Here is a 24,155-nt window from a genome sequence, read left to right as displayed (position 1 = left end):
TCCTAATCTCTAATACATAGCATAGTCGCGTGGCCCCGCACCATGCTCCTAGACCACGTTTGCCGTTGTCGTATGCTGCGTCACTCCGTCATCGTAGAGCAGGGTGATCGTGTTGGCGACGGGTGCATTCGTCAAGGTGGCCACGTCCACGAAATTGGCGCCGTTGGCCAAACCGTCGGCGTCGACGCTGACAGTGTTCGTTCCCGCATTGTAGTTCACGAAGTCGCCGACATTGGCCCCTCCGGCGGCTGTATCGAACAAGGAGGTAAGGTCGATGATGTCGCCATGGCCGCCGACACCGCTGTAGTCAGCGATAAGATCTTTGATGTCGAGGTGCTCGAGCTTGAACGTATCGACGCCTATACCACCGGTGAGCGTGTCCTGACCGGAACCGCCGATCAGCAGGTCGTTGCCGTCGCCGCCGAACAGTATGTCCGCTCCCGAGCCGCCGTAAAGCGTGTCGTTACCGGAGTTGCCCGACAAGGTATCATCGCCGCGTCCGCCGGAGAGGATATCAGCCTGGAGATTGAGTCCATTGAGGGTGTCGTTACCGTCCTCGCCGAGCAGCGTGGTTTCTGTCGCGGTCGTGGTGTGAGTGTCCACGCCCGAAGTTCCTTGCCAGGTGCTGAGATCGGGCGAAAGGTGTGCCGTCACTGACCCGGCAATTGGGTCGCCGTCACCGTCGGTTGCCGTGACCGGGATCGAGATGTCGAACGGTGTGACGGCGTTGGCGGTCGTGTAGGTGACCGGGCCTAGCTTGAAGTCATTCGAGCCAACATTGGCCGAAATTTCGATTGCGCTGAACGGGTCCGAATTTGCAACCACGGTAAAGGTGTCGCCTTGCGCGAGACCGGTGATCGTCCACGTTCCGTCCCCATTGTTCGTTGCGGTCGGAGTAGCTCCGCCGGAGCCGTTGACGACAGTGACCAAGGCGCCGAGGGCCGTGCTTTCGCCGGTAACATCACCTATGTAGGTGTTATCATAGTCGGCGTTGACCGGGCGGATCGTTATAGAAACCAGGCCAGGTCCCGAGACATTGCCAATCCCCTGTGTATAGCTAGCCACCTCGTAGTGATCCGTATAGTGGGTTCCCGCCCCGATGCCCGCGGGGGTTCCGGCGATGGTGCCGTCGGTGGTTGCATTGCTGACGAAATCGAAGCGGATCTTCTCACCAGGGCTGATGCTGTTTCCGCCATCGACGCCCCAACTGCCCGTGCTGGTGTTCACGGAATTGGGGCTGTTGGCGGTTGCGAGCAGGTCGCTGGTTGAGCCGATGGAGTCCAGGACAATCGCTTGGTTGTTGCCACCGCTTGGCGAGAAGTTCGCCGTATTGAACTGGTTGCCGGCAAACATCGTCGCGGCCTGGGTGTATGTCCAAGTATCTGTCGCCGGGTTCAGGGTCGCCGTGAAAGCGAGGTCGCTGCCGTTCGCGGCCGAGGTCCGTCCCTCCACAGTATGCGTATCGACGACGTGGAAGAAGACCTGCTCGCCATTCAGGAATATGTTTGTGCTGCCTGATGTGACGGCCGCGCCTTCGGTCACGTTGAACACGACATTGCCAACGCCGTCAGCACCGGCGCTCGCGGCAAAATTGATGCTCTCCGTCAGCACCGTATGCGTGGTGTTTTCCACGAAGATGCCATCCGGCTTGAATGGCAGCGGAACGTCGTCCAGGACCGTCAGATTGACCGATCCGGAAACATGATCACCGCTGGTGTCGGTTGCCACCACCTGAAGCCCGTTGATGGTGACGTTGCCCGAGCCGGCAAGATGCTGGAGCTGGTCGGTCAGTGTCGCGGTAACGACGGGTGTCAACGAACTGTTGGCGCCGGCGCTTGTGTTTGACAGCGCCAGATAGACGAATGCGCCGAGGTTCACGCTGCCGGCCGTTTGTATCAGACTGCCGACGAGTTGGTTGCCGACGAGCGCCCAGCTGATTGTGTATCCAGAGGCTAGGCCAGAAACAGTCGGCGCCACCCAGTTTGGATCGCCGGTCGGGTTGGCGAATGCAACATTAATGGCTTCGCCGGTCGTGGTGAAGGTGATGCCGCTGATTGCTTGCGCCGTCTCGCCGCGGCTGCCTGGGTTGGTGCCGGTCACGGCCCCGGCTTGGAGATCCGCAGGCGCCGAAGCATCGAGCGTGGTGTCGAGCGCGGCTTCGTTCAATGTCAACGATGCAGTCCCGCCACCCGATGGAACGGTGTTGGTCTGCACATTCAGGGTCACCGTGGCCGTCGAAGTGTCGCCGTCACCGTCCTTGATCGTGTAGGTGAAAAAGTCCGAGCCGACATAGATGCCCGTCGGCGTGTAGGTGAACGTTCCATCGTTGTTGTAGGTGACGGTGCCGTGAGCACCGTTGGTGGCGGTCACCTGGCCGCTGACCGGATTGTTGTCGGTGTCGACGCCGTCGGCTCCGAATTTGTCGTTGTCCAAGAGACCAGTGAGAACCGTTGCACCTGTGATGGTCGGAGCCCAGGTGTCGGCGGTGGCCGTCGGCACGTCGTCGACGATGGCGACGTTGATGGTGCCGGTGGTGGTGTTGCCGTTGGCGTCGGTGACCTTGTAGGTGAAGCTCTCGGCGGCGTTGACGGTGTCGGTACCGGCGGTCGCCGGTCCATGCACCGGTGAGGTCAGCGTGTAGACATAGGTGCCGTCGGTATTGACCTGGATGGTGCCGTAGGTGCCTGCGGTGGCGGCATTGCCGCCGCTCAGCAGCTGATAGGTCAGCGGTGCGAAGCCGCCAGTGGCGTTGAGCTGGTTGGAGGCATCGGTCTCGGTGGCCAGGGCCGGCAGCGAGCCGGTCACCGAGCCGTGCGCAAGGTCGGCGCCGCTCGTGGTGGTGTCGAGTGCGGCTTCGTTGACCGTCACGTCGTTGTCGGCCGGTGCAACAAGCCCGGCATCGGCCAGGTTGATGGTCAGCGTCGTCGTCGACAGGTCGCCGTCACCGTCCTTGAGCGTGTAGACGAACACGTCCGTGGTGTCGGCGGCGATGTTGTTGGCCGTCGACTGGTAGGTGTAGGAGCCGTCGGCGTTGAGATGCAAAGTGCCGTGCAGGCCGGCAATGTCGGTGCCGACACCGCCCGATACGGCCGTCGTGGTGTTGCCGCCGGCGGCGCGCACGCCATCGATGGTGGCGCCGTCGGCGCCGGCCACGTCGTTGCCCAGCACGCCGGTCGCGGCGACCGTCAGCAGGGCGCCTTCATTGACATTGCCGCTGTCGGCGGTGGCCGTCGGCACGTCGTCGACGATGGCGACGTTGATGGTGCCGGTGGTGGTGTTGCCGTTGGCGTCGGTGACCTTGTAGGTGAAGCTCTCGGCGGCGTTGACGGTGTCGGTACCGGCGGTCGCCGGTCCATGCACCGGTGAGGTCAGCGTGTAGACATAGGTGCCGTCGGTATTGACCTGGATGGTGCCGTAGGTGCCTGCGGTGGCGGCATTGCCGCCGCTCAGCAGCTGATAGGTCAGCGGTGCGAAGCCGCCAGTGGCGTTGAGCTGGTTGGAGGCATCGGTCTCGGTGGCCAGGGCCGGCAGCGAGCCGGTCACCGAGCCGTGCGCAAGGTCGGCGCCGCTCGTGGTGGTGTCGAGTGCGGCTTCGTTGACCGTCACGTCGTTGTCGGCCGGTGCAACAAGCCCGGCATCGGCCAGGTTGATGGTCAGCGTCGTCGTCGACAGGTCGCCGTCACCGTCCTTGAGCGTGTAGACGAACACGTCCGTGGTGTCGGCGGCGATGTTGTTGGCCGTCGACTGGTAGGTGTAGGAGCCGTCGGCGTTGAGATGCAAAGTGCCGTGCAGGCCGGCAATGTCGGTGCCGACACCGCCCGATACGGCCGTCGTGGTGTTGCCGCCGGCGGCGCGCACGCCATCGATGGTGGCGCCGTCGGCGCCGGCCACGTCGTTGCCCAGCACGCCGGTCGCGGCGACCGTCAGCAGGGCGCCTTCATTGACATTGCCGCTGTCGGCGGTGGCCGTCGGCACGTCGTCGACGATGGCGACGTTGATGGTGCCGGTGGTGGTGTTGCCGTTGGCGTCGGTGACCTTGTAGGTGAAGCTCTCGGCGGCGTTGACGGTGTCGGTACCGGCGGTCGCCGGTCCATGCACCGGTGAGGTCAGCGTGTAGACATAGGTGCCGTCGGTATTGACCTGGATGGTGCCGTAGGTGCCTGCGGTGGCGGCATTGCCGCCGCTCAGCAGCTGATAGGTCAGCGGTGCGAAGCCGCCAGTGGCGTTGAGCTGGTTGGAGGCATCGGTCTCGGTGGCCAGGGCCGGCAGCGAGCCGGTCACCGAGCCGTGCGCAAGGTCGGCGCCGCTCGTGGTGGTGTCGAGTGCGGCTTCGTTGACCGTCACGTCGTTGTCGGCCGGTGCAACAAGCCCGGCATCGGCCAGGTTGATGGTCAGCGTCGTCGTCGACAGGTCGCCGTCACCGTCCTTGAGCGTGTAGACGAACACGTCCGTGGTGTCGGCGGCGATGTTGTTGGCCGTCGACTGGTAGGTGTAGGAGCCGTCGGCGTTGAGATGCAAAGTGCCGTGCAGGCCGGCAATGTCGGTGCCGACACCGCCCGATACGGCCGTCGTGGTGTTGCCGCCGGCGGCGCGCACGCCATCGATGGTGGCGCCGTCGGCGCCGGCCACGTCGTTGCCCAGCACGCCGGTCGCGGCGACCGTCAGCAGGGCGCCTTCATTGACATTGCCGCCGTCGGCGGTGGCCGTCGGCACGTCGTCGACGATGGCGACGTTGATGGTGCCGGTGGTGGTGTTGCCGTTGGCGTCGGTGACCTTGTAGGTGAAGCTCTCGGCGGCGTTGACGGTGTCGGTACCGGCGGTCGCCGGTCCATGCACCGGTGAGGTCAGCGTGTAGACATAGGTGCCGTCGGTATTGACCTGGATGGTGCCGTAGGTGCCTGCGGTGGCGGCATTGCCGCCGCTCAGCAGCTGATAGGTCAGCGGTGCGAAGCCGCCAGTGGCGTTGAGCTGGTTGGAGGCATCGGTCTCGGTGGCCAGGGCCGGCAGCGAGCCGGTCACCGAGCCGTGCGCAAGGTCGGCGCCGCTCGTGGTGGTGTCGAGTGCGGCTTCGTTGACCGTCACGTCGTTGTCGGCCGGTGCAACAAGCCCGGCATCGGCCAGGTTGATGGTCAGCGTCGTCGTCGACAGGTCGCCGTCACCGTCCTTGAGCGTGTAGACGAACACGTCCGTGGTGTCGGCGGCGATGTTGTTGGCCGTCGACTGGTAGGTGTAGGAGCCGTCGGCGTTGAGATGCAAAGTGCCGTGCAGGCCGGCAATGTCGGTGCCGACACCGCCCGATACGGCCGTCGTGGTGTTGCCGCCGGCGGCGCGCACGCCATCGATGGTGGCGCCGTCGGCGCCGGCCACGTCGTTGCCCAGCACGCCGGTCGCGGCGACCGTCAGCAGGGCGCCTTCATTGACATTGCCGCTGTCGGCGGTGGCCGTCGGCACGTCGTCGACGATGGCGACGTTGATGGTGCCGGTGGTGGTGTTGCCGTTGGCGTCGGTGACCTTGTAGGTGAAGCTCTCGGCGGCGTTGACGGTGTCGGTACCGGCGGTCGCCGGTCCATGCACCGGTGAGGTCAGCGTGTAGACATAGGTGCCGTCGGTATTGACCTGGATGGTGCCGTAGGTGCCTGCGGTGGCGGCATTGCCGCCGCTCAGCAGCTGATAGGTCAGCGGTGCGAAGCCGCCAGTGGCGTTGAGCTGGTTGGAGGCATCGGTCTCGGTGGCCAGGGCCGGCAGCGAGCCGGTCACCGAGCCGTGCGCAAGGTCGGCGCCGCTCGTGGTGGTGTCGAGTGCGGCTTCGTTGACCGTCACGTCGTTGTCGGCCGGTGCAACAAGCCCGGCATCGGCCAGGTTGATGGTCAGCGTCGTCGTCGACAGGTCGCCGTCACCGTCCTTGAGCGTGTAGACGAACACGTCCGTGGTGTCGGCGGCGATGTTGTTGGCCGTCGACTGGTAGGTGTAGGAGCCGTCGGCGTTGAGATGCAAAGTGCCGTGCAGGCCGGCAATGTCGGTGCCGACACCGCCCGATACGGCCGTCGTGGTGTTGCCGCCGGCGGCGCGCACGCCATCGATGGTGGCGCCGTCGGCGCCGGCCACGTCGTTGCCCAGCACGCCGGTCGCGGCGACCGTCAGCAGGGCGCCTTCATTGACATTGCCGCTGTCGGCGGTGGCCGTCGGCACGTCGTCGACGATGGCGACGTTGATGGTGCCGGTGGTGGTGTTGCCGTTGGCGTCGGTGACCTTGTAGGTGAAGCTCTCGGCGGCGTTGACGGTGTCGGTACCGGCGGTCGCCGGTCCATGCACCGGTGAGGTCAGCGTGTAGACATAGGTGCCGTCGGTATTGACCTGGATGGTGCCGTAGGTGCCTGCGGTGGCGGCATTGCCGCCGCTCAGCAGCTGATAGGTCAGCGGTGCGAAGCCGCCAGTGGCGTTGAGCTGGTTGGAGGCATCGGTCTCGGTGGCCAGGGCCGGCAGCGAGCCGGTCACCGAGCCGTGCGCAAGGTCGGCGCCGCTCGTGGTGGTGTCGAGTGCGGCTTCGTTGACCGTCACGTCGTTGTCGGCCGGTGCAACAAGCCCGGCATCGGCCAGGTTGATGGTCAGCGTCGTCGTCGACAGGTCGCCGTCACCGTCCTTGAGCGTGTAGACGAACACGTCCGTGGTGTCGGCGGCGATGTTGTTGGCCGTCGACTGGTAGGTGTAGGAGCCGTCGGCGTTGAGATGCAAAGTGCCGTGCAGGCCGGCAATGTCGGTGCCGACACCGCCCGATACGGCCGTCGTGGTGTTGCCGCCGGCGGCGCGCACGCCATCGATGGTGGCGCCGTCGGCGCCGGCCACGTCGTTGCCCAGCACGCCGGTCGCGGCGACCGTCAGCAGGGCGCCTTCATTGACATTGCCGCTGTCGGCGGTGGCCGTCGGCACGTCGTCGACGATGGCGACGTTGATGGTGCCGGTGGTGGTGTTGCCGTTGGCGTCGGTGACCTTGTAGGTGAAGCTCTCGGCGGCGTTGACGGTGTCGGTACCGGCGGTCGCCGGTCCATGCACCGGTGAGGTCAGCGTGTAGACATAGGTGCCGTCGGTATTGACCTGGATGGTGCCGTAGGTGCCTGCGGTGGCGGCATTGCCGCCGCTCAGCAGCTGATAGGTCAGCGGTGCGAAGCCGCCAGTGGCGTTGAGCTGGTTGGAGGCATCGGTCTCGGTGGCCAGGGCCGGCAGCGAGCCGGTCACCGAGCCGTGCGCAAGGTCGGCGCCGCTCGTGGTGGTGTCGAGTGCGGCTTCGTTGACCGTCACGTCGTTGTCGGCCGGTGCAACAAGCCCGGCATCGGCCAGGTTGATGGTCAGCGTCGTCGTCGACAGGTCGCCGTCACCGTCCTTGAGCGTGTAGACGAACACGTCCGTGGTGTCGGCGGCGATGTTGTTGGCCGTCGACTGGTAGGTGTAGGAGCCGTCGGCGTTGAGATGCAAAGTGCCGTGCAGGCCGGCAATGTCGGTGCCGACACCGCCCGATACGGCCGTCGTGGTGTTGCCGCCGGCGGCGCGCACGCCATCGATGGTGGCGCCGTCGGCGCCGGCCACGTCGTTGCCCAGCACGCCGGTCGCGGCGACCGTCAGCAGGGCGCCTTCATTGACATTGCCGCTGTCGGCGGTGGCCGTCGGCACGTCGTCGACGATGGCGACGTTGATGGTGCCGGTGGTGGTGTTGCCGTTGGCGTCGGTGACCTTGTAGGTGAAGCTCTCGGCGGCGTTGACGGTGTCGGTACCGGCGGTCGCCGGTCCATGCACCGGTGAGGTCAGCGTGTAGACATAGGTGCCGTCGGTATTGACCTGGATGGTGCCGTAGGTGCCTGCGGTGGCGGCATTGCCGCCGCTCAGCAGCTGATAGGTCAGCGGTGCGAAGCCGCCAGTGGCGTTGAGCTGGTTGGAGGCATCGGTCTCGGTGGCCAGGGCCGGCAGCGAGCCGGTCACCGAGCCGTGCGCAAGGTCGGCGCCGCTCGTGGTGGTGTCGAGTGCGGCTTCGTTGACCGTCACGTCGTTGTCGGCCGGTGCAACAAGCCCGGCATCGGCCAGGTTGATGGTCAGCGTCGTCGTCGACAGGTCGCCGTCACCGTCCTTGAGCGTGTAGACGAACACGTCCGTGGTGTCGGCGGCGATGTTGTTGGCCGTCGACTGGTAGGTGTAGGAGCCGTCGGCGTTGAGATGCAAAGTGCCGTGCAGGCCGGCAATGTCGGTGCCGACACCGCCCGATACGGCCGTCGTGGTGTTGCCGCCGGCGGCGCGCACGCCATCGATGGTGGCGCCGTCGGCGCCGGCCACGTCGTTGCCCAGCACGCCGGTCGCGGCGACCGTCAGCAGGGCGCCTTCATTGACATTGCCGCTGTCGGCGGTGGCCGTCGGCACGTCGTCGACGATGGCGACGTTGATGGTGCCGGTGGTGGTGTTGCCGTTGGCGTCGGTGACCTTGTAGGTGAAGCTCTCGGCGGCGTTGACGGTGTCGGTACCGGCGGTCGCCGGTCCATGCACCGGTGAGGTCAGCGTGTAGACATAGGTGCCGTCGGTATTGACCTGGATGGTGCCGTAGGTGCCTGCGGTGGCGGCATTGCCGCCGCTCAGCAGCTGATAGGTCAGCGGTGCGAAGCCGCCAGTGGCGTTGAGCTGGTTGGAGGCATCGGTCTCGGTGGCCAGGGCCGGCAGCGAGCCGGTCACCGAGCCGTGCGCAAGGTCGGCGCCGCTCGTGGTGGTGTCGAGTGCGGCTTCGTTGACCGTCACGTCGTTGTCGGCCGGTGCAACAAGCCCGGCATCGGCCAGGTTGATGGTCAGCGTCGTCGTCGACAGGTCGCCGTCACCGTCCTTGAGCGTGTAGACGAACACGTCCGTGGTGTCGGCGGCGATGTTGTTGGCCGTCGACTGGTAGGTGTAGGAGCCGTCGGCGTTGAGATGCAAAGTGCCGTGCAGGCCGGCAATGTCGGTGCCGACACCGCCCGATACGGCCGTCGTGGTGTTGCCGCCGGCGGCGCGCACGCCATCGATGGTGGCGCCGTCGGCGCCGGCCACGTCGTTGCCCAGCACGCCGGTCGCGGCGACCGTCAGCAGGGCGCCTTCATTGACATTGCCGCCGTCGGCGGTGGCCGTCGGCACGTCGTCGACGATGGCGACGTTGATGGTGCCGGTGGTGGTGTTGCCGTTGGCGTCGGTGACCTTGTAGGTGAAGCTCTCGGCGGCGTTGACGGTGTCGGTACCGGCGGTCGCCGGTCCATGCACCGGTGAGGTCAGCGTGTAGACATAGGTGCCGTCGGTATTGACCTGGATGGTGCCGTAGGTGCCTGCGGTGGCGGCATTGCCGCCGCTCAGCAGCTGATAGGTCAGCGGTGCGAAGCCGCCAGTGGCGTTGAGCTGGTTGGAGGCATCGGTCTCGGTGGCCAGGGCCGGCAGCGAGCCGGTCACCGAGCCGTGCGCAAGGTCGGCGCCGCTCGTGGTGGTGTCGAGTGCGGCTTCGTTGACCGTCACGTCGTTGTCGGCCGGTGCAACAAGCCCGGCATCGGCCAGGTTGATGGTCAGCGTCGTCGTCGACAGGTCGCCGTCACCGTCCTTGAGCGTGTAGACGAACACGTCCGTGGTGTCGGCGGCGATGTTGTTGGCCGTCGACTGGTAGGTGTAGGAGCCGTCGGCGTTGAGATGCAAAGTGCCGTGCAGGCCGGCAATGTCGGTGCCGACACCGCCCGATACGGCCGTCGTGGTGTTGCCGCCGGCGGCGCGCACGCCATCGATGGTGGCGCCGTCGGCGCCGGCCACGTCGTTGCCCAGCACGCCGGTCGCGGCGACCGTCAGCAGGGCGCCTTCATTGACATTGCCGCCGTCGGCGGTGGCCGTCGGCACGTCGTCGACGATATCGATCACGATCGCCGCCGGGGCTGACGAGGAGGTGCCGTCCGAGACTGTGAGCGAGAAGGTCTCGGTCTCGGTGACGGCGGGAACGTCCGTGGTCGGGCTGGTCAGCGTGTACTGGTAGGTCGCTACGCCGGTTACCGCGTTGTAGCCGGTGATCAGCAGCGTGCCGTGATCGCCCGGGAAGGTCGAACCGTTGAGGCTGCCGATGGCAACCGTGGTGCCGCCGATGGTGACGCTCTGGACGTCGTCGAGCCCGTCGGGGTCCGACACTGTGAAGGTGCCTGTCGCCACCGTGCTGCCGTTGCCGGCCGCCGAGCCCGCCGGAAGGCCCGCTTCATAGACCAGGTCGTGGGCGCCGGCCGGGTTGCCCTGGTTGACGAAGATCTGCGGCACGTCGTTGGTGCCGTTGATGGTGATGGTCAGGGACGCCAGAGCGGTATCGCCGTCGCCATCCGCCACAGCATAGTCGAAGCTCTCGGCCACGGTCTGGCCGACATCCAGCGCCTGTACCGCGGCATACCCGGCCGGGTTCTGGGCTTGGGTGTAGAGCACATATGTGTAGCTGCCGTCGGCGCCTACCGTAAGCTGGCCGTAGGTTCCAGCAACGTGGCTGGCAACGGCGCCGTCCCAGGTGATCGAGCCCAAGCCGTCGGTGCCGAGGTGATCCGCGTGGCCGTCGGTTGCGTTTGCGTCGGCGCCGCCGACCCCCGTGATCACATTGCCGTCTGCCGTGAGCGGCCCATCTTCGGTGACCGAGTCCTGATCGTTGACCGCAACCGGGCCATCATCCTGGAATTCGATGCTCAACGCGACATGGGATACGGCGGTGCTCGTGTCGCCGTCGAAATCGGTGATGGTGGCCTTGACGTGCAGGTCGGCGGCGACGGTCGCTATGTCGTCAAAGGCTGCGGTGCTTGAACCGTCGACATTGTGAGCGATCGGCTGATATTGCCCGATCCAGACCGCTCCGGTCGGATCGACATAAACCTTGAAGACGTCGACGCCGTTGGCAGAACCAACGAGAACGCCGTCCGCATTTGTCGAGAGCATGATCGCCGAGCCGTCGAGTGTCTTCAGGCCGGAATCGACGTTTGACAGCGGATTGCCAATCGCGTCGGTGACGGCAAACGAGAATGTCGCGTCGTCATCGGCGCCGACCGAGGCGTTGAAAAGGCCGAGCGCGCTGGCTGACGATTTTGCGTAGCCCAACGCCCCCGGCTCGTCCACCAGAGCTGGCGGGGAGAGAGCGGTGTCATCCGCCGGATTGGGATCTGCGGCGTTGTTGACGCCGGCGGATTCGTCGTGGCTGACCCGGAAGACCTCGGTCTGCGTTGTGACTGTCGTGACCTTGGCTTCGATGCCGAAGATCTTGAACGGGTTGCCGCCAGTCAGGGTCGCATCGGTTCCGCCAGCGTTGGAATCGAAGGTAAAATCGTTGTAGTTGCCCACCTTGAGCTGGTCGAACGGGGTGCTGCCGATGACCTCGACAGTCGCACCATCGGGCACGCCGGCGAAGGCATAGCCCACCTGCACGCCGCCCTCGAACACAGCCGTGCCGGCCGTCAGCACACCATTGATGCTCACGGTGAACGGCTCGAATGTGCCACCGTCCTTGGCGCCGATGAACATCACGGCGGCTTCGACACCCTGGGCTTCCGCAACATCGATCGTGAACTTGACCGAGTCGACGTCGTATGAACCACCGTCGGTGATGCTGGGCGGATTCGGATTGTTGGGGGCGATGACAAGATTGTTGACGAAGTCCATCGTCACGATTTCGGGGCCGGTCAAATGCGGATGGGTTTCGTATCCGTCGATGATCTGGCCGTCGCCAACGCCGATCTTGGTGCCGGTGGTGTTGACGGAATTGTCGCCTTCGTTGATGTCGACGGCGCTGAGCTTGATGTCGTGGTTGCCTGCGCCATCCATGCCGCGAACATCGGTGTTGCCGGCCTGCAGCGTGTAGACGATCGTTTCGGTCGTGGTTGTGGTCGTCGTGCCGGCATCCCGCGCGACGATCTGCGGAACGTCGTCGAGCACCTGGACCTTGAATGTACCAGCCGCCAGTCCGATGGTATCGCCGTCACCGTCCATGGCAACGACAAAGGCCGAAAGATCGATACCGCCATTGGCAAGCGTATTTTCGGTGTTGTCGCCCGGGAGCGTATCCAGAGTCGGATGATCGATCTGATCGATCAGGGTGAAGACATAGGAGCCGTCCGCACCGACGGTCAGGGTGAAAACAGGACGATCCGTGCCCGCCTGATAGCCGGCGCCGGCGCCTACATCGACATAGCCGGTCAGGGTCGTGCCGTCGGAGACGATGAGGACGTTGCCGCCTTTCGAATCAAATCCCGAATCCGATGGGGTGGTTTGGGTGACAAGGCCGAAGGCCGAGGTCGCATTCGGGCCGTCAGAGCCGAAGTCGACGATTGCATTCAATGCGCCGGCAGCACCGATGGCAACCGCGGAGTTTGTTCCGGTCACTTCGCCAGGCTGAAGATTGTCGGCATTTCCGGTGGACTGGCTGTTGTGCAGGCCATCCTCGTCGACATTCGCGGTGATCTGGGCGGTGCCAATGGCCTTCGGCCCGTCATCGTCGAAGGAGAATGCCGAGCCCTTGCCGTCGATCAGGTCGACGGTCGCCTTCTCGGTGACGGTGTCGCCGTCGCCGTCCTGGCGCGTCACCTCATATTGCAGCTGAACCTGGCCGCCATTGGTCAGCGACAGATTGAGTTCGGAATCGAACTTGTTGCCGTCTGCGCCATGGTTGAGCGCTTCGTAGAGCGTGGTCTGCAGCTGCTCGGCGCCCGGCGCGCCAGTGATCGCGATGGTCAGAACCTGATTGAGCTGCGTGTCGCGGCCGACGATAACGCCGCCCTCGAGGAACAGTGTGATGGCGCCGCCATCGGTGGCAGTGAGATTCGTGGCAAGGCCACCGGCCGGAATGCCGGTGAAGCTCAAAGTTCCGGTGACGGTTCCAGGACCGTCCGAACCATAGCTGCCGCCGATCGTGAACAGATTGGTCAGTCCGCCCGATACTGCCGTGTTGACCTGTGCCAGGCCCGGACCGGCATCATCCGTGTTGGCGTTGCCGCCGGCGTCTTCGGTCTCGCCGATAGCGCCATTGTAGCGGTCCGCGCCAACCGTCTCGTCGAGCTCGACCGAAAGCAGGCCAGCGGCTCCATCGTGGGTGCCGACCGTAAGGCTTGGCCCGTCATCGTCGAAGGAGAATGCCGAGCCGTTGCCGTCGATCAGATCGACGGTAGCCTTCTCGATGACGGTGTCGCCGTCGCCGTCCTGGCGCGTCACCTCATATTGCAGCTGAACCTGGCCGCCATTGGTCAGCGACAGATTGAGTTCGGAATCGAACTTGTTGCCGTCGGCGCCATGGTTGAGCGCTTCGTAGAGCGTGGTCTGCAACTGCTCTGCGCCGGGCGCGCCGGTGATCGCAATGGTCAGGACCTGATCACCCTGCGTGTCGCGGCCGACAATCACTCCTCCTTCGAGGAAGAGCGTAATGGCCCCGCCGTCCGTGGCAATGAGATTCGTGGCAAGGCCACCGGCCGGAATGCCGGTGAATGCCAACTGCGCGGTCGTGCTGCCTGGCCCGTCGGCACCGTAGACGCCGCCAACGGCGAACAGCGAAGAAAGGCCACCCGCCAGGCCGGTCGTCACCTGGGCCAGGCCAACGCCGTCATCGGTGTTGGCGTTGCCGCCGGCATCTTCGGTCTCGCCGGCATTATAGCGGTCGCCGCCGACCGTCTCGTCGAGCTCGACCGAAAGCAACTGTGCCGCTTGCGCGGTTGCCTGGACCGAAAGCGTAGGGCCGTCGTCCAGCACACCAATATTGAGGGTCGCGGTGGCCGGATCATTGTCTGTGTCTGTAACCACGACGGCAAAGCTGTCGGAAACCCCCTCGGTCGTTCCGGTCGATGAGTTGTCGTGATGATCAAGAGTGTTGTCGGCAAGGGTATAAATCCAGCTATAGCCGTTCGTAGGATTGCCGGTGACCACGAGCGTGCCGTATTGCCCGGCAACGCTGCCGCCGTTGGTCACGTCCACACCGTCAATGACAAGCGTCCCGATGCCATCACCCGAGACGATGTTGAAGGTCCCTGAAACCTGCTCGGCGGTGCTGGCCGGGTCCGTCCCGTCGGAAAGCGCGGCCTCGTTGACGACAAATCCGGAGCCAATGTCGATTGTCGGCGTCGTATCTTCTTCCCTGACCCCGATCGTCAGCTCACGCGGCTCCAGCCGTCCAAATTGCAGGTCCGTCGGCGGCAACAATGCGGAAAGATCGAAGCCGTCGCCGATACCGCCTGGGGGAATGGTGAAGTCGCCGCCGGCACTGCCTGGGGCGCCGCCCGGGCCGGCCGAGATCGAACCATCGGCACCGAAGGCGACATCGACGTGGCTCGCTTCAAGAGCGGCCAGCAAGGCCACGCGCGGAACTTCGACATCACCGATGATGAAGGTCGGCACGTTGAGCGCGCCATCCTTGATGAGGATGACTGAACCGTCCGCCTGTTCCAGCAACAGATTGTGGCCGTCGACCTTGATGTTGTCGATGGAGACGTCCGCCGGAAGTTTCACGATGTTGCTGGCGTCGGCCACGTATTCATGCGGCGCGGCTGCCGCCGGCGCTTTCGCCTCCGCGGGTGCTGCCGGCTGAACGGGTGCGCCACTGCCGACATCGACCGGCACCGGCTCGGCAGGCGCCGCCTGAGCGGCCTGCGCTACCTGGATGCCTGCCTGCGATGGCGAGCCGCCATGTTCATGTGAAGAGTGCTCGTCCCAAGAATTCGAGACGGTATCCAAATCGTTACTCGTCGTCATCGCCAAACCCCTCCGGCATTTCCCGGATAGAGACAGTGACGACTTCTGCTTTGCAACTGTCCCGCAATCAATTTCATATATCCTGGTATGCAAGTCTCGGCATTTTTTACGCGTGGTAAACCCGGAAGATATAATCTGATATGCATTGGCCGCGCCGCGCCTCGTTTGATATCCGCCGGCTGAGCTGGATTGGTAAACAGAAGTATAAATTTGAATAAAATTTTACACAAAATAGGTATTCCCGATTGAAGGAAACTTATCCACCTTCCTTTCCAGTAATTTGAGACAAGATTGGTACCGTCCACAGTCAAGAGGTGGGCGTTATGAAAAAAGAAAAAACTGCCCTGGGAATAACCGGGCTCAGGCTCATCCTGCTGGCAATGGCGATCACAAGCCTGCCGCAGCCATCATCCGCGAAAGCAATTGCCGTGAATGCCGGCGCTGCCGCTGGAGTTCTGGCGGCGGTCGAAACCCCTTCCAGTCTCGGCGGCGTTTCGCTGGCTCGGCCGCAGCCATGGCAGCCGGTTCCAGCCTACCGGATCGGCATGATTTTCAGCAGCTATGGTCCTGTTGCCGTTGATGAAAAGCGTGGTTCTTCGATCGCGCCGCCCGCCGCCGGGATCGACCCGATCCAGACGGCGGCGATCATTCCCGGCGTGTTCGGTTCTGTTGCCCTGTCGATGCGCAATTTCCCGGTTTCGGCGCGCTGGGCGCCGGTCTACAAGGCAATTGTCGACTGTACCGCGAGCAGCGCGTGCGAACGCAAGAACAGCGCCTTTGCCGAGATCGTCAAGGCAGCCGGGAACAAGCGCTTCATCGACAAGTTGTCCTTCGTCAACTCAAGTATAAATCGCGCCATCGCCTACAAGAAGGACAGCGCGGTTTACGGCAGGCTCGACTACTGGGCCAAGCCCGCGGAAATCCTTGAGCGGCGGGCAGGGGACTGCGAGGATTTCGCCATCCTCAAGATGGCCGCGCTGCTGCATGCAGGCATCCCGGCGCAGAGCATGTCGCTGGTCGTCTTGCAGGATCGCAAGCGCGGTTTCTTTCATGCCGTGCTGTCGGTCAGCACCGGCAGCGGCGTCTTCATTCTCGACAGTTTGAGCAATGTAGTTTCCCGCGACACAGACCTGCCGACCTACGTGCCGCTGTATTCGTTCAGCACCGATCGCGCGTGGATCCATGGCGCGAAGACCGGTTCTGCTCAAACAGCCGATATCAAGGGCGGCCTTTCGACGGTCGCGCCTGGTGAAGGTGTGCAGCCGTAAGCTCCCATCAGAGAGTCTTGAGCGCTCTATCTCTTGTTTGACGCAATTTTCCACGGAAACCGCTCACACTTTTCCCGGAATTGCTCTAGCCGCCGAAGACGAACGCCATCAGCAGTTCCGGCTCGACCACCGGCGCCCGCACCGCGCTCAGTTGACCGCGGTAGCGGCGGTCGCCGGCGCCTATGACGAAACCGGTCGCGACCGGCGTCTCGCCATTGGCGTCGAGCCTGGCGAATATGTCGGCGACATTGAGGTCCAGCGCCAGCTTGAGATCCTGGCGCGCGTCCTCGTTCGGCGCCACCGGCAATTGCCGCCGCACCAGTTGCTGGAACGGCGCATTGAAGGTCAGGATCTTCTTCGACGATGCCAGGGCAAAGGCCGGCGAGGGACAGGCGACGAGAATGGCGCTGATGGTCTTGATCGACGCGAGCCTCTGCAAGGTGAGGTTTTGGTCGGCCAATCCACGCATGCAGGCTACGCGAATTGCCGATGTCAGGTTTCCGGCGTTGGCGTGGCTCTCTGCAATTTCCTCGATCAGTGTGCCGATCGTGCATTTGCGGCTTTCCGCCATCTGCTTCAGCGATGTCCAGAACGCCCGTTCCAGACGAATGCCGCGGCGCGTGCCGCCACGCGCCACAACCCGGAACTCGAGACCGAAATCCTCACTCGCCAGCGGTGGCAGCAGCCGGTCGCGATCGACCGGGCGGGAGATCGCACTATCGCTCACTCATTGCCTCCTCCCGCGCCTTGTTGATTGGTTTCAGAAGGTAGGTGAGAATCGTTTTGCGTCCGGTCTTGATGTCGACCGAACAGATCATGCCGGGGATGATGGAATAGGTCTTGCCGTCGCGTGTCAGGGTCGATTTGTCGGTGGCGACACGCACCTGATAGTACGGTTCGCCGGTCTTCTGGTCGACAAGGCTGTCGGCAGTGATGTTCGACACCTTGCCTTCGATGCCGCCGAAGATCGAGAAGTCATAGGCGGTCACCTTGATCAGGGCATCCTGGCCCGGCCGGATGAAGGCGACGTCCCGCGGTGAGACCCGGGCTTCGACCAGCAGGGTCTCGGACGTCGGCACGATACCCGCGACGACCGCGCCGGGCTGGACGAAGGCGCCGACCGTGTTGATGTCAAGCGTGTTGACGATACCATCGACAGGCGAACGGATATCGGTGCGCGCCACCTTGTCGGTGGCACCGCGTATCGTCTCGTCCACCACCGAGAGATCGGCCAGCGCCTGCGTCAGATCGCTGAGCGCTTCCTGTTGCAGCTGGAGGCCAAGTTCGTCGACCTGAAGCTTGGCTTCCGTGATGGCAGACCTGGCTTTCTTGATGGTCTCTCCGGCAAGCGTCAGCTGACCATTGAGCTCGGTCTGCTCGCGCTCGACGCGGAGCTGCTCGGTTCGCGCCATCAGGCCTTTCTTGACCATCGCTTCGACCAGCTTCGCCTCCTGGTCGCTGACGGCCAGGTTCTTGGTGAGGCGATCGGCATTGGCGTTGGCTTCGTCGAGTTCCTTCTCACGCTGATCGAGCCGCGACTTTAGAACCGACAGTTTGACTTCGAAGTTGTCGCGCCGCGCGATTAGCAGCTTCTGCTCGTTGTCGCAGATTTCCGGCGCCACCTTCTGGATCTCGGACGGACAGGGAAACGCGCCCTCGAGGCTGCCGGTCTGTTCGAATTGGAGCCGTGCAATGCGCGTCTGCAGCGCCCGCGCCTTGGCCTGCTGCTCGCCAAGGCTGGAAGTGTTGAAGGTGTTGTCGAGACGAATGATGAGGTCATTCTTCTTGACGACCTGACCGATCGTCACGGCGATTTCCTGAACCACGCCCGGCTCGCTGGCCTGGATGATCTGGGTCTTCGACGCCGGTATGATCTTGCCGTCGCCGCGTGCGATTTCATCGACCTCGGCGAAGGATGCCCAGGCTACCGAACTCGCAAAAAGCGCTCCGATAATGAATATCGAAGCCGACGCAAAAAGCGGCGGACGGTCTTCCCTGGCTAGCATTACCACGTCCCAACGTGCTGTGTTCACGCATAATTCTGTTCGTCAGGCGCTTGTTTTCTGCAGCGCCTGTATCACCTGGTCTTTCGGTCCATCGGCAACGATCTTGCCCTGCTCGATGACGATCAGGCGGTCGGCCAGCTCGAGCATGCTGAAGCGGTGCGTCGATACGATCAGGGTCGTGTTGCGATCGAAAGCCACTTTGAGCTGCTTGATCAGCTGGCGCTCGGAGGCCAGATCCATCGAGCCGGACGGCTCGTCCAGGAACACGATTTTCGGTTTGGTCAGCAACAGGCGGGCAATTGCCATTGTCTGCCTCTGACCGCCCGAGAGATTGGTGCCGCGCTCGCCGACATTCATGTCGTAACCTCGCGGATGGCGGGAGACGAAGTCGTCGACGCCGGCAGCCTTGGCCGCGTCGACGATCTGCTCATCGGTCGCCTCCGGGCACGCCATCAGGAGATTTTCCTTGATGGTGCCGGAAAACAGATCGTTGGCTTGCGCGACGATCCCGACCGCGGCGCGAACCTCCGACGGGTGGTATTGACGGATGTCGATCCCGTCCAGCAGCAACTCGCCGGAGGTCGGCAGGAAAAGCCTGCCGATCAGCCGCCCCATGGTCGTCTTTCCCGAGCCTATGCGGCCGATGATGCCGATCCGCTCACCGGGCTTCACCGAGAAATTCAGGCCGGTCAGCACTTCGTTTTCGGAACCCGGGTAGACAAAGCCGACATTCCTGAATGCCATTGCACCGTTGCGAATGGGGCGGTTGACGAAACCAACCGTGTCCGGCCGATCCTCAGGCTGCGCCATGATCGAATTCACCATTCGCAGGGACAGCATCGCTTGGCGAAGTCTGGACAAGGTGATCGCAATCTGCCCAAGCGGGGCCACCGCCCGGCCTGCCAGCATGACGGTGCCGATGATGGCGCCGGTCGAGACATGCCCTTCCGAAAAGGCATAGGCGCCGGCCACGATCAAAGCGACGGTGACCATCTGCTGGATGGCTTGGGTTATGTTGCCGGCGGCAGCCGAAAGCTGTTTGATCTTCTCGGACGTGTTGGATGCGTTCTTGGAATGCTCCGCCCATTTTCGCAGAAGGTACGCCTCTGCGCGTAGCGATTTGATCGTTTCCAGCGTGGAGATGGATTCCACCAGCAGGGCCTGGCGCTGCGAAGCCTCGTTCATGGAAGCGGCAACGCGTTTGCCGATGCGCCGTTGCGTGATCAGCCCGACGATCACCGAGGCGACAAAAGCAATGGCCGGTATGACGACCAGCCAACCGCCTATCGCATAGATGACAAGAAGAAAGACGAAGACGAATGCTGTGTCGATGAAGACGCTGATGGTGTTCGACGTGAAAAACTCGCGCACGAACTCGTACTGGGTCACCCGATTTGCATATTCGCCGGTTGAGCCGGGCCTTGCCGACAAGGACGAGTTCAGCACCTTCTCGAATAGCATATAGGAGATGCGAAGATCGGCCTTGCGCCCGGCATAGTCGATCAGTGACGCTCTGGCGGTCTTCAAGAGCAGGTCGAACAGAATGACCGCGCCGATCCCGATCGACAGCACCCAGAGCGTCGATATCGCCTTGTTCGGCAAGATCCTGTCGTAGACGTTCATGGTGAAGATCGGTGAGGCAAGAGCCAGCAGATTGATGAATACCGCCGACAGGATGACCTTCGAATAGGTGCGCCAGAACGGCCCCATCGTGCCGGTCAGCCAATGTCGCCGCTCGATCTTGGCCGCCGAACCGACGCTCATCGCCTCTACTGCGTTGGCATAGGTTATCGAGAAGGAAACGCCGCCACTTATATAACTTCCGGAAAACTCGGATTTGCTAATTGTGGTGCGCCCGTCTTCCTGGGGAGCGGTCGTAAATCCACCGTCCTCGGTCTGGGCAAGCAGCGCAACCGGCAACTGGCTGACGCGAAACAGAATGGCGGGAAGGTCGATGCGTCCGCGAAGAAAGTCGCGATGGCTGAATTCCGTGATTTCAAGACCGATGCGTTCGGCAAGATGCCGGATGGCGTCGATATCGATGCGGGTGTCTGACAGCGGCACGCCGGCAAACAGCACGGTCTCGGAACTCGGCCTGCCGAGGTACCCGGCAACAGCGGAGAAGCAGGCCTTGAACGCCTCTTTTGGGGAGAGGATTTTGGGTTGTGGGTTCACGATCAGCCCGCAGGACTATCGTTCGTCCTTGACCTTCCTACTTCTTTCTTACCGGTGCGAGGATGTCGAAAGGCAGATCGTTCGTCTGCTCCGACGGCGTGCGCGCATACGTTTCGGTGTCGGCCGTTTCAGGCGCATTGAACTCGGCCTTGGCATAGGCGGTGGCCTGTTTTGCCGGCTGAAGATTCATGGTCTTCAGCAACTGCCCGGTTGCCGCCAGCAGCCGGTACTGCGCGAAAAGCGACGCGTAGGATGCGGTGTCGGCAAGCGTAGCTGTGTTGAACCGCGTGTTCTGCGCGTCGAGCACGTCGAGCAGCGAGCGCTGTCCGACCTTGAACTGCTCGCGATAGGACGCCACCAGCCTTTCGTTGGCGGCAGCCTGAAGCTTCAATGTCTTTGCCAGATCGGCCTGCCGGAAGCGGCGATCCCATGACGTACGGACGGCTTCCTCGATCTCGCGCAGAACCTGGTGCAGCACAAGGCGCTGCTCGCTGGTGCGGCGGACCTGCTCTTGCTCGTTGGCTTTGTCGATGCCGCCGCGATAGAGGTTCCAGCGCAGCACCAGCCGCGCCTGCAGGTCGCTAGCGTCGCCATCGTCGCCGTCGATGTCATAGCCGCCGCGGGCGCGGCCTTCGGCGATGACGGAGGGCCCGAATTTCGCCCGCGCCGCATCCACCAGGGAGGCGGCGGCGTCGATATCGCTGTTGGCCATGTGGACGCGCGGATTGTTCTGTCGCGCCAGCCCTAGCGCGTCGTCGAGCGACCTTGGCAGCGCGCTCGAGACATCGCCTGGCCTTGACGCGTTGGTCAGCGGCTTACCGACCGTCTTGAAGAACCGTATCTTGGAAGCCTCCAGTTCTTCGGTCGCCTCCTGCATACGTGCCTTGGCAGCGAACAGCCGCTCCTCGGCCTGCTGGCGATCAGCCTCGTTCAACGCGCCGCCTGCAATACCTTGCCGGATGTCGCCGAGGATTGCCTGGTGAAAGCCCAGATTCTTCTTCGCTTCCGAAACGATCGAAGCCTGCAGCATGTATTCGAGATAGTCCTGGACGACAGACAGTCCAATGAATTCAGACCGTTCCAGCACCCGGAACGATGCGCCGTCGACCCGCGACGCCTGGCGGTTCAGTTCCGCCCGCCTTGCGCCGCTGTCATAAAGCGTCTGCGTGACAACGACGTCGGCTTCCGCCGGATAGAGCGCGTCATCCTCTATGGACAGCGAACGCCGGGAGGAATTGTCGAGACGACGAACCCCCGCCGACGCCTCGACATCGACGCTGGGAAGATAAAGTCCCTTCGCTTGGCGTAGCTCGAATTCGATTGCTTCGCGGTTTTCGATCGCCTGGCCAATTTCGGGGTTGGACTCCACCGCAACCGCCATCGCCTCCTGGAGAGTGAGCGCGTGAGCATCCCCACAACTCAATATGGCGACCGTCGTCAGCAGGCCGAGGCGCTTGCCTATCGCCGACATAGATGTCGTATTCATTTCACCCCACCCCAACGTTCCCCTGCGCCATTATTGCCAGGCGTTACAACTCAACCGTTATTGTTCACAAATTTGCAAAATATGGGAGCACTTATTGATTTAGTGACCGCTAAAACGCTAAATTCAAGCAAAATTCTATAGAATGTCGCAAAAATGGCACATAAAATACCCACTGCGGTTTTTGGGTAACAGCCTTCCGAGTTTGAACAGGCAAGCGAAACCGCTCCGGGAAGGAGGACCGCAAGGCCCCCTTATGACCTATTTTCTCCTGATGGCTTGACTATTTCTGGGTGTACTTTTTCAGCGAGGTGACCGACAACATCTTGGTTGGCGGCTACAATCGGCAGGATAATCTTAGCCCGTTTGCCAAGAGCCTGGAACGGACACCCCGGCCTTTCTTCGACCTGAAGCGTGGGCATAAATCCCGGAGCCGGCGAATAAAACATACTCGAGGCGCTAGACCGTCGGCTGGTCGCGCGCTGTTGCCGCAGCTGCCGATCTGCAACCGCCCCCATTTCCGCCGTTCTGGACCCTGTCTCCCAACGTTTGCAAAACGAGGTCAGCTATGGTCGGCAGTTTGGGGGTCGGGGGAGCATACGGGATGATACGGGACCTTTCAGATTTTGGCCCACCAAAAATTCAGCAAAATCAACAATTTCCGTTCGCCCTCCGGGTCCACCAATAACTCACGGCTTACGCCGAACTCTTTGTTTTGTGAATTGAGCGCTTTCCCGAAAGTATGTGCCTTTGGATCGACATAGTCGTCAGTCCGTTCGTCTATTCACCTTCTGGGATGCCACCTGTCACACGTAACCCAAGAATTTCAGCTTCGAAAGACTTCCAGCGATTCGTGCGGCAATCGGCGGCTACGACGTGCAACAGGATGGGTTCACACGACCGATGGCTCAAACCACGGGAAGGCGCTCGTTGACAGTCACTATGGTTGTCACGGCCTCACGCTTCAGCTGTCGCTGTCCGCCCCGCCGGCGCTGGGAGGGTCACCACCGAACTTTGGATGGTGTCTCTGGACCGGGGGATATCCAGGTTTCTATGAAATCCACGGATCTACGCTCCCCGTCATTTCCTTCGCGAGCGTCAGACGCTCCTCCAGGCGCTGCTCACGCTCCTCGTTCGTGCACTTGAGGCGCTCACGCGCATCCGCGAAAAAGCACTCTACCGTCAAAGCCTTTCCCCCACCTCTCGATAATTTCGCAAGCTGCTGCTGGCTATCGGCGGAACGTTGATGCGCAACTGTGACGGCGGTCGTTACCGTGGCTCGAGTGTCAGCAGATGTGGTAAGGCTGATTGTCGACGAGTAGCAGAGGGGTCCAGCAACAATGACTTTGAGACGAACCAGAGCTTACGGCGGATCCGGCTTGGTTCTGGCGGTTTGCACAGTATTGGCTTGGCAAAACGCCACCGCCGCTCAAGATTGCTACGCAGCCGCGACGCCTGGCGTCAATTGGCAGGAGTGTGACAAAAAGCTTCTCATCCTAGAAGGACAGGACCTGAGCGGGGCAAACCTGTTCGGTGTTGATTTCACTTCGACCGACCTCAGGAACAGCAATCTCCTTGCGGCAAATTTTGAGAAGGCAACGCTTGTGCGCGCTTCCCTGGCCGGCTCTACCGCCAAAGGCGCCCGGTTCGACAAAATCGAGGCGTACAGGACCGACTTCAGCCATATGGACGCGCAGGGCGCCGTGTTTACGGGCGCGGAAGTGCAGCGCTCGAATTTCCAGGACGCCAATCTGGTCAATGTTGATTTCACAAAGGCGGAATTGGGGCGTGCGCAGTTCCATGACGCCGATATCAGCGGCAGCCACTTTTCGTTTGCCAATCTCGCGCGGGCGGACTTCCGAGGAGCGAAGTTCACCGCACCGATAGACTTTGAGGGCGCTTTTTTCTTTCTGACCCGTATCGAGGGCCTCGATCTATCCAATTCGGCGGGTCTGTCCCAGTGGCAGCTCAACATGGCTTGCGGGGACGCCCGGACCGAGTTGCCTTCTGGCATGACGAGGCCAGAAAATTGGCCCTGTCAATTCCAGCAGGAATAGCCCGCCCGTCCGCTTCCCGCCCAAAGGCTGCCGGGCGGCAAAGCGCCTCAATTCAGTCCTCGGCCGCGGGTCAAAGCACGACACTGCGGGACATTTCCGGCAATCTCATTTACCGGCGAACGACAACGACTAAATGGAGGACGGATGCCCAAGGTCAAAGGTGATACCGCTCTGGACAAGGAGCGCGCCAAAACAGAGAAGCTCCTCAAAAAGGTTGGATACACCGCCTTGAAGGAGGCCGGTGTGGTATCCAAGCGACCCGACCTCCCAAATCTAAAGGTTGAAAAGCGAGGGAAATAGCGCGGACACTCGCATGCTGACCTGACGAGGGCACGCCCAAAATGTAGACGTCTGCTTTGCCTTCTCAAGCTAGGAGCGTGCAGGCGGCGCTTGCGAGAACCACAAGGCGGACTGCTGGGCCGGAAGAACTGTCGTA

The 24,155-nt window shown here is 62.7% G+C and carries 8 protein-coding genes; 3 read left to right on the top strand and 5 right to left on the bottom strand.

All coding sequences use genetic code 11. The annotated features are described in order from the left end of the window. Window positions 1-48: 48 nt before the first annotated feature. Window positions 49-14,730, bottom strand: a complete 14,682-nt coding sequence (locus AC3EMP_RS27470) for a cadherin-like domain-containing protein (RefSeq protein WP_488494698.1) — start codon at window positions 14,728-14,730, stop codon at window positions 49-51. Between the two features lie 323 nt (window positions 14,731-15,053). On the opposite strand from AC3EMP_RS27470, the gene AC3EMP_RS27465 reads away from it, so the two are divergent. Further along, window positions 15,054-15,998 (top strand): transglutaminase-like cysteine peptidase, encoded by a 945-nt coding sequence (locus AC3EMP_RS27465; protein ID WP_023704344.1) that lies wholly within the window; start codon window positions 15,054-15,056, stop codon window positions 15,996-15,998. A gap of 85 nt (window positions 15,999-16,083) precedes the next feature. Here AC3EMP_RS27465 and AC3EMP_RS27460 read toward each other — a convergent pair whose 3' ends face one another. Genes AC3EMP_RS27460 through AC3EMP_RS27445 form a run of 4 tightly spaced genes read right to left on the bottom strand, consistent with a single transcriptional unit; the run spans window position 16,084 to window position 21,665 of the window. Next, window positions 16,084-16,725: a ribbon-helix-helix domain-containing protein gene (locus AC3EMP_RS27460; protein ID WP_023667950.1), complete on the bottom strand. Its 642-nt coding sequence runs from the start codon at window positions 16,723-16,725 to the stop codon at window positions 16,084-16,086. Further along, complete coding sequence (locus AC3EMP_RS27455; RefSeq protein WP_023667951.1) at window positions 16,715-18,004, bottom strand: HlyD family type I secretion periplasmic adaptor subunit; 1,290 nt, start codon at window positions 18,002-18,004, stop codon at window positions 16,715-16,717. The genes AC3EMP_RS27460 and AC3EMP_RS27455 overlap by 11 nt, the downstream gene beginning before the upstream one ends. A gap of 42 nt (window positions 18,005-18,046) precedes the next feature. Further along, a complete protein-coding gene (locus tag AC3EMP_RS27450; RefSeq protein ID WP_023687775.1) occupies window positions 18,047-20,179 on the bottom strand; it encodes a type I secretion system permease/ATPase in 2,133 nt (710 codons plus the stop codon). Window positions 20,180-20,216: 37 nt separating this feature from the next. Continuing rightward, on the bottom strand, window positions 20,217-21,665 hold the full coding sequence (locus tag AC3EMP_RS27445; protein ID WP_352710740.1) for a TolC family protein: 1,449 nt from the start codon (window positions 21,663-21,665) through the stop codon (window positions 20,217-20,219). A 1,337-nt stretch (window positions 21,666-23,002) separates the two neighbouring features. Between AC3EMP_RS27445 and AC3EMP_RS27440 the strand changes: the two genes are divergently transcribed. Together AC3EMP_RS27440 and AC3EMP_RS27435 are read left to right on the top strand one after the other, a co-directional pair. Continuing rightward, a complete protein-coding gene (locus tag AC3EMP_RS27440) occupies window positions 23,003-23,719 on the top strand; it encodes a pentapeptide repeat-containing protein (RefSeq protein ID WP_023691463.1) in 717 nt (238 codons plus the stop codon). Window positions 23,720-23,863: 144 nt separating this feature from the next. Continuing rightward, window positions 23,864-24,019, top strand: a complete 156-nt coding sequence (locus AC3EMP_RS27435; RefSeq protein ID WP_023681074.1) for a hypothetical protein — start codon at window positions 23,864-23,866, stop codon at window positions 24,017-24,019. Window positions 24,020-24,155 lie beyond the last annotated feature (136 nt).

The sequence above is a fragment of the Mesorhizobium sp. P160219 genome, from assembly GCF_057786095.1.
This window is presented reverse-complemented; position numbering and strand designations above follow the sequence as displayed.